The sequence below is a fragment of the Stenotrophomonas sp. INTA L402-1 genome, assembly GCF_059295135.1.
Genome location: NZ_JCAFWP010000073.1, coordinates 1 through 7,522 on the forward strand (window position 1 = coordinate 1; position 7,522 = coordinate 7,522).

At 66.0% G+C, this 7,522-nt stretch carries 7 protein-coding genes; 6 read left to right on the forward strand and 1 reads right to left on the reverse strand.

The window, feature by feature from the left end; genetic code table 11:
- Positions 1-275, reverse strand: a 275-nt coding sequence (locus tag AC5O77_RS21310) for a hypothetical protein (RefSeq protein ID WP_494507135.1), incomplete at its 3' end; no start/stop codon positions are given.
- A gap of 141 nt (positions 276-416) precedes the next feature.
- Between AC5O77_RS21310 and AC5O77_RS21315 the strand changes: the two genes are divergently transcribed.
- The 6 genes from AC5O77_RS21315 to dld all read left to right on the forward strand — a co-directional run bounded on the left by AC5O77_RS21315 (position 417) and on the right by dld (position 7,333).
- Positions 417-1,175, forward strand: coding sequence for an SDR family NAD(P)-dependent oxidoreductase (locus AC5O77_RS21315; protein ID WP_049398446.1), 759 nt, complete (start codon positions 417-419; stop codon positions 1,173-1,175).
- 159 nt (positions 1,176-1,334) lie between these two features.
- Entirely contained in the window at positions 1,335-1,787 is a 453-nt protein-coding gene (locus AC5O77_RS21320; RefSeq protein ID WP_005410036.1) for an MgtC/SapB family protein, read from the forward strand.
- 222 nt (positions 1,788-2,009) lie between these two features.
- Entirely contained in the window at positions 2,010-3,668 is a 1,659-nt protein-coding gene (gene lldP / locus AC5O77_RS21325) for an L-lactate permease (RefSeq protein WP_132810342.1), read from the forward strand.
- Positions 3,669-3,721: 53 nt separating this feature from the next.
- The gene (lldR, locus tag AC5O77_RS21330) at positions 3,722-4,486 is read left to right on the forward strand and encodes a transcriptional regulator LldR (protein WP_049398449.1); all 765 of its coding nucleotides are present in this window, start codon (positions 3,722-3,724) and stop codon (positions 4,484-4,486) included.
- 4 nt (positions 4,487-4,490) lie between these two features.
- Positions 4,491-5,630: an FMN-dependent L-lactate dehydrogenase LldD gene (lldD, locus tag AC5O77_RS21335; protein ID WP_478056745.1), complete on the forward strand. Its 1,140-nt coding sequence runs from the start codon at positions 4,491-4,493 to the stop codon at positions 5,628-5,630.
- Complete coding sequence (gene dld / locus AC5O77_RS21340; protein ID WP_478056744.1) at positions 5,627-7,333, forward strand: D-lactate dehydrogenase; 1,707 nt, start codon at positions 5,627-5,629, stop codon at positions 7,331-7,333. The genes lldD and dld overlap by 4 nt, the downstream gene beginning before the upstream one ends.
- The last annotated feature ends 189 nt before the right edge of the window (positions 7,334-7,522 follow it).

Genomic DNA, 7,522 nt, shown 5'->3' on the forward strand with positions numbered 1-7,522 from the left:
GGCATTACCTCGCCCACGCGCTCTGCAATGCAGATGCAGATCCCGTCGTTACCCGTGCAGACATGCTGGGAAGCAGGGGCGTGGGCACGCTGGATGGTGGGGGAACACCAGGTTGAATGGAATGTGTCGAAGAAACTGGAAACGTTTCCCATTGTCGCCTTGATTCGCGCGCTTTTGATTTCAATATGGTCAAAACGATTGACGATTACGGCCAAAGTGAAAATGCCGCCGAACATACGCCAGCGTTTTGCATGCATATCCGTACGCAATTCCATACATCAACTTGAGTTGAGGTTTCATGGCTGGAACGATCACCCGTAGACGTGATGTCGGCCGGGCCATCACGAGCGGGCGCGTAGGGTGGGGCGGTTGGCCATTGCAGGTCACATCGATACCCCCACTGATGGAGAACGCAGATGATTGACTACCAGCTCACCGGCAAGACCGCGATCGTGACCGGCGGCGTGTCCGGTATCGGCCTGGCCGTGGCGCAGACGCTGGCCGCATCCGGTGCCCGTATTTCGGTCTGGGACCTGAAGCAGGATGCAGTCGATGCCACCGTGACGCAGCTGCGCAGTGCCGGTGCACAGGCCATCGGCATTGCGCTGGACGTTACAGACGACGCGGCCGTGGAGGCGGCGGTGCAGCGCACGATCAAGGAACTCGACGGCCTGCATGTGGCAGTCAACAACGCCGGTATCGGCGGGCCGGCCGCAAGCAGCGGTGACTATCCGATCGATGGCTGGCAGCGGGTAATCGACGTCAACCTCACCAGTGTGTTCCTGTGCCAGCGTGCGCAGATCCAGGCGATGCGCACGGCCGGAACCGGTGGCAGCATCATCAACATGGCCTCGATCCTGGGCCAGGTGGGCTATGCCGGTTCCACCGCGTACGTGGCGGCCAAGCACGGCGTGGTCGGGCTGACCCAGACCGCCGCCTGGGAGCATGCAGCCGACGGCATCCGTGTCAACGCGGTCGGCCCGGGCTTCATCAGCACACCACTGCTGGAGAAGATGGACCCCAAGGTGCGCGCCACGCTGGAAGGCCGCCACGCGTTGAAGCGACTGGGCACGGCCGAGGAAGTGGCGGCGCTGGTTGCCTGGCTGGCCAGCGACGACGCCTCGTTCGCGACCGGCACATACTATGCGATCGATGGTGGTTATCTGGCGCAATGATCGAGTGCGTGAAGGTTACGCATGGCGATGGCCAGTAGATCCAGGCCATGCGTGGATGAGCGCGCGCGGTGAAGCATGCGGTGAAGAGGGCGTGCCATCGTCTTCACCGCCATCCCACGGCTGCCGAGCAACGCTCCGGGAAACGCCCGGAGCCTGCCCATGGAACTCACCCAGGATGTCTCGATCCTGCTGCGCGTGGCCGCAGCAATGCTGTTCGGCGGCGTGCTCGGTGTCGAGCGCGAGATGGGCAAGCACGCTGCGGGCCTGCGCACCCACATGCTGATTGCCGGCGCTGCTGCGCTGATTGTTGGACTCGGCGATTCAGTGGCAGAGCATTTCCAGCAGGAGCGTTACCGCGACCTGCTGCAGGTCGACCCGGTGCGCCTGATCGAAGCCGTGGTCGCCTGCGTCGGCTTCGTTGCCGCCGGCACCATTCTGCGTGGGTCACGCGAGGATCAGGTCAGCGGCCTGACCACGGCCAGCTCGCTGATCATGGCGGCGGCCATCGGCATCGCCGTGGGCATCGGCAAGTACGTGATTGCCATCGGGGTGAGCGTGCTGTGCGTGCTGGTGCTGGCGGTGATGCGGCGGTTGGAGAAGCGGATTTCGTAGGGAATCTCGAATTGCCGGCAAGCGGCCGGCACTATCACGGGATCTAAATGGTCGGACCAATATGGCATCTAGCCCTATGGTCTAATAGGCGCTTCGTCGGAGCGGCGGTTAAATCCGCTGCAAGTGGTCTGATCGAAATCATTATTGGTAATACCAATAATCGACGACCATGGCGACCCACCGCCTGCGGTGGAGCACATCCCGCCCCAGTCGAGAGCCCTCATGCAGCCCTGGCAACACCTGTACGACCCCGCCGGCAACCTGTGGTTGTCCAGCCTGATCGCGCTGCTGCCGATCGCGTTCTTCTTCGTCGCCCTGGCCGTGCTGCGCATGAAGGGCTGGCTGGCCGGCACGATCACCGTGGCCATCGCGCTCGGCGTCGCCCTGCTGTTCTACCGCATGCCGCTGAGCCAGGCGCTGGGCGCGGCCGGTTTCGGCTTCGTCTACGGCCTGTGGCCGATCGCCTGGATCATCATCGGCGCGGTATTCCTCTATAAAGTCTCGGTCAAGACCGGGCAGTTCGACATCATCCGCGCCTCGATCCTGTCGGTCACCGAGGACCAGCGCCTGCAGATGCTGATGGTCGGCTTCGCCTTCGGTGCCTTCCTGGAGGGGGCAGCCGGCTTTGGTGCACCGGTGGCGATCACCGCGGCACTGCTGGTCGGGTTGGGCTTCAAACCGCTGTACGCCGCCGGCCTGTGCCTGATCGTCAACACCGCGCCGGTCGCCTTTGGTGCAATGGGCATTCCGATCATCGTGGCCGGGCAGGTCACCGGTCTGGATGCCTTCGAGATCGGCCAGATGGCTGGGCGCCAGCTGCCGTTCCTTACGATCATCGTGCTGTTCTGGATCATGGCGATCATGGATGGCTGGCGCGGCATCAAGGAAACCTGGCCGGCAGTGCTGGTGGCCGGTGGCTCGTTCGCCATCGCGCAGTACCTGACCTCCAACTTCATCGGCCCGGAGCTGCCGGACATCACCGCGTCGCTGGCCTCGCTGGTCTGCCTGACGCTGTTCCTGCGCCGCTGGAAGCCGGTGCGGATCTTCCGTTTCGATACCGAAACCAGCGCCGAGGCGGCCGCACAGGCGCTGGAGGCGCCGCGCTACAGCGTCGGCCAGATCGCCAAGGCATGGTCGCCGTTCCTGATCCTCACCGCGATGGTCACGCTGTGGAGCATCAAACCGTTCAAGTCGCTGTTCGCGGCGGACGGCCCGCTGGAAAGCTGGGTGCTGAAGATCCCGGTGCCGGGCCTGGACCAGATGGTGCAGAAGATGCCGCCGATCGTGGATGCACCGCTCAGCTACGAGGCGATCTACAAGTTCGACTGGTTCTCGGCCACCGGCACCTCGATCATCCTCGCCGCGGTGATCGCCATCATCGCGCTGCGCATGCCGGCCCGTTCGGCGCTGCAGACCTTCGGTGAGACCGTGCGTGAGCTGCGCATGCCGATCTACTCGATCGGCATGGTGCTGGCCTTCGCCTTCATCGCCAATTACTCGGGCCTTTCGGCGACGCTGGCGCTGGCACTGGCGCACACCGGTGATGCGTTCCCGTTCTTCTCGCCGTTCCTGGGCTGGTTGGGCGTGTTCCTGACCGGCTCGGACACTTCGTCCAACGCGCTGTTTTCGGCACTGCAGGCGACCACCGCGCAGCAGATCGGCGTGTCCGACGTGCTGCTGGTGGCGGCCAACACCACTGGCGGCGTGACCGGCAAGATGATCTCGCCGCAGTCGATCGCCATTGCCTGCGCGGCGGTCGGCCTGGCCGGCAAGGAATCGGACCTGTTCCGTTTCACGGTCAAGCACAGCCTGATCTTCACCACGATGGTCGGCCTGATCACCCTGGCCCAGGCTTACTGGCTGACCTGGATGATTCCCTGAGCCATGCACGGTCAGCCGACCACCCGCTGCGCGCTTCGGGCCACAATGACGCCATGAGCACGCAACGTATTTCGGACAAGGTGGCCGCGCAGCTGCGCGGCCTGGTGCAGGAACAGCGGCTGCAGCCGGGTGACCGGCTGCCGGCCGAGCGCACCCTGGCGGTACAGCTGGGGGTCTCGCGAACGGCGCTGCGCGAGGCCATCGCGCAGTTGGCCAGCCAGGGCCTGCTGACCGCACGGGTCGGTGGCGGCACCTACGTGGCCGAACCCGCGGCGCGCGCGCGGCAGGCGCTGGATGAACCGCTGGCGCCGTACCTGCCGCTGTTCCAGGGCGACCCGGAATACCGCTTCGACGTGCTGGAGATCCGCCACGCGCTGGAAGGTGCCACCGCCTGGCATGCAGCGTTGCGCGCCACCGATGAGGATCGTACGCGCATCGCGCAGGCCTTCCAGACCATGATGGACGCGCACGGCAAGGACGATCCCACCGGTGAAGCCGAGGCCGACGCGGCCTTCCACCTGTCCATCGCCGAGGCCTCGCACAACCTGGTGCTGCTGCAGGTGATGCGCGGCCTGTTCGACCTGCTGCAGACCAACATCTCGCAGAGCCGCGAAAAGCTCTACACCTCGGCGAGGACCTTCTCGCCGTTGTCCGACCAGCACCGCGAGATGATGGACGCGGTGCTGGCCGGCGACCCCGAACGCGCGCGCGCCGCCGCGCATGCCCACCTCGAGTTCGTGCACACCACGCTGCGCACCCTCGATGACAACGAAGCCCGGCGTGCGCGGGCCTCGCGTCTACCTTCCCCACACGGTTGACCCCATGATCATCTCCGCCTCCACCGATTACCGTGCCGCAGCGCAACGCCGGCTGCCGCCGTTCCTGTTCCACTACATCGATGGCGGCGCGTATGCCGAGCACACGCTGAAGCGCAACGTTTCCGACCTGTCCGACATCGCGCTGCGCCAGCGCATCCTGCGCAACATGTCCGACCTGAGCCTGGAAACCGAACTGTTCGGCGAAACGCTGGCAATGCCGGTGGCTCTCGCCCCGGTCGGCCTGACCGGCATGTATGCCCGGCGCGGCGAGGTGCAGGCGGCGCGCGCCGCCGACAGCCACGGCATCCCGTTCACCCTATCCACCGTATCGGTGTGCCCGATCGAGGAAGTGGCGCCGGCGATCCAGCGGCCGATGTGGTTCCAGCTGTATGTGCTGCGCGATCGGGGCTTCATGCGCAACGCGCTGGAGCGGGCGCAGGCCGCGGGCGTGACCACCCTGGTGTTCACCGTGGACATGCCGGTGCCGGGCGCGCGCTACCGTGACGCGCACTCGGGCATGAGCGGACCGAATGCCTCGCTGCGCCGCATCGGCCAGGCCATCACCCACCCGCACTGGGCGTGGGACGTCGGCCTGTTCGGCCGCCCGCATGATCTGGGCAACATCTCCACCTACCGCGGCAACCCGACCGGGCTGGAGGATTACATCGGCTGGCTCGGCAGCAACTTCGATCCTTCCATTTCGTGGAAGGACCTGGAGTGGATCCGCGAGTTCTGGAAGGGCCCAATGGTGATCAAGGGCATCCTCGACCCGGATGACGCGCGCGATGCGGTCAAGTTCGGCGCCGATGGCATCGTGGTCTCCAACCACGGTGGCCGCCAGCTCGACGGCGTGCTGTCCACCGCGCGTGCATTGCCGGCGATTGCCGATGCGGTGCAGGGCGACCTGAAGATCCTCGCCGATTCCGGCATCCGCACCGGCCTGGACGTGGTGCGCATGCTGGCGTTGGGTGCCGATACCGTGCTGCTGGGCCGTGCCTTCGTCTATGCACTTGCAGCGCAGGGCGAGGCGGGCGTGGCCAACCTGCTGGACCTGATTGCCAAGGAAATGCGCGTGGCGATGACACTGACCGGTGCGCGCCGCATCGCTGACATCGGCCGCGATTCGCTGGTCAACCTGCCGTGAGTGGCCACGATGCCGTGCTGGCGCAGTTGCGCGATGCGGTCGGCAACCGCCATGTACTGACCGGCGACAAGGCCACCCGCCGTTTCCGCCGTGGCTACCGTTTCGGCGACGGCCCGGTGCTGGCGGTGGTGCGCCCGGGGACGCTGCTGGAGCTGTGGCGTGTGCTGCAGGCGGCGGTGCAGGGCGGGGCAGCGATCATCCTGCAGGCGGCCAACACCGGCCTGACCGGTGGCTCGACCCCGGATGGCAACAACTATGGGCGTCCGATCGTGCTGGTCAGCACGCTGCGCCTGACCGGCATCCAGCTGTTGAACGAGGGCCGCCAGGTGCTGTGCCTGCCTGGCGCGACGCTGGACCGCCTGGAGCAGACGCTGGCACCGCTCGGCCGCGAACCGCATTCGGTGATCGGCTCGTCCTGCATCGGTGCGTCGGTACTCGGTGGCATCTGCAACAACTCCGGCGGCGCGCTGGTGCGCCGTGGCCCGGCCTATACCGAACTGGCACTGTACGCGCAGGTCGATGCGCAGGGCCAGCTGCAGCTGGTCAACCATCTGGGCATCGCGCTGGGTGATACGCCCGAGCAGATCCTGCAGCGCCTGCAGGCCGGCGACTATGCTGCTGCCGACGTTGGGGACGGCGATGGCCGCGCCGCCTCCGATCCACGCTACGCCGAGGAAGTGCGCCGGGTCGATGCCGATACGCCGGCACGCTTCAATGCCGACCCCAGCCGCCACTTCGAGGCAGCGGGGTCTGCCGGCAAGCTGGCAGTATTCGCGGTGCGCCTGGATACCTTCGAGAAGGAGGCCGCCGAGGTCTTCTATATCGGCAGCAACCGCACCGACAGCCTCACCGCGATCCGGCGCCAGCTGCTGACCGGCTTCGAACGCTTGCCGATTGCCGGCGAATACATCCACCGCGATGCCTATGACATCGGCGAGCGCTACGGCAAGGACAGTTTCCTGCTGATCGACCGCCTCGGCACCGCCCGCGTGCCGGCCGCCTTCGCACTGAAGAGCCGCGTCGATGGCTGGTTCGAGCGGTTGGGCCTGCGCGGCGTGACCGACCGGGTGATGCAGGTGCTGACCGGCCTGCTGCCCTCGCACCTGCCCAAGCGCATGGGCGAGTTCCGCCAGCGCTACGAGCATCATCTGCTGCTGAAGGTCTCCGCGCAGGACGCCGCGGACACCGAGGCCTGGCTGCGCGGCTTCTTCGCCGACCATGAGGGCGGCTACTTCCACTGCACGGCCGATGAGGGGCGCAAGGCGTTCCTGCATCGCTTCGCTGTGGCCGGCGCCGCGGTGCGCTACCGCGAGGTACACCGCGACCAGGTGCAGGACATCGTCGCGCTGGACATCGCCCTGCGCCGCGATGATGCCGACTGGTTCGAGCAGTTGCCGGTCGATATCGATGGCCGCCTGCTGCACAAGCTGTATTACGGGCACTTCCTGTGCCACGTGTTCCACCAGGACTACATCGCGCGCAAAGGCGAAGACCCGATGGCGATCGAGCATGCGATGTGGGCGTTGCTGGACCAGCGTGGCGCCGAGTATCCAGCCGAGCACAACGTCGGCCACCTGTACCCGGCCAAGCCGGCGCTGGCCGGGTTCTACAGGCAGCTGGACCCGAGCAATACGTTCAATCCGGGCATCGGCCAGACATCGAAGGCGAAAGGGTGGGGTGGCTGCGACTGTAGTGGGCATTGACGGATACAACGTGGCTTTACTGTAGAGCCGAGCCTATGCTCGGCTGCAATTCCCGACAGGCACAGTCGAGCAAGCTTGTATGTTCCTCCCGGCTCCTACGCGGTATGTAGGAGCCAGGGTGGAGGGACCGTCAAGCATGCATCTGCGGATACTAGCCGACAGACGAGTCGAGCGATCCCCATCCCGCAC

Bases quoted from the DNA above. Each gene is read 5' to 3' on its own strand.
- lldP (WP_132810342.1), top strand. From the start codon at position 2,010: ATGCAGCCCTGGCAACACCTGTACGACCCCGCCGGCAACCTGTGGTTG.
- AC5O77_RS21315 (WP_049398446.1), top strand. From the start codon at position 417: ATGATTGACTACCAGCTCACCGGCAAGACCGCGATCGTGACCGGCGGC.
- lldD (WP_478056745.1), top strand. From the start codon at position 4,491: ATGATCATCTCCGCCTCCACCGATTACCGTGCCGCAGCGCAACGCCGG.
- lldR (WP_049398449.1), top strand. From the start codon at position 3,722: ATGAGCACGCAACGTATTTCGGACAAGGTGGCCGCGCAGCTGCGCGGC.
- AC5O77_RS21320 (WP_005410036.1), top strand. From the start codon at position 1,335: ATGGAACTCACCCAGGATGTCTCGATCCTGCTGCGCGTGGCCGCAGCA.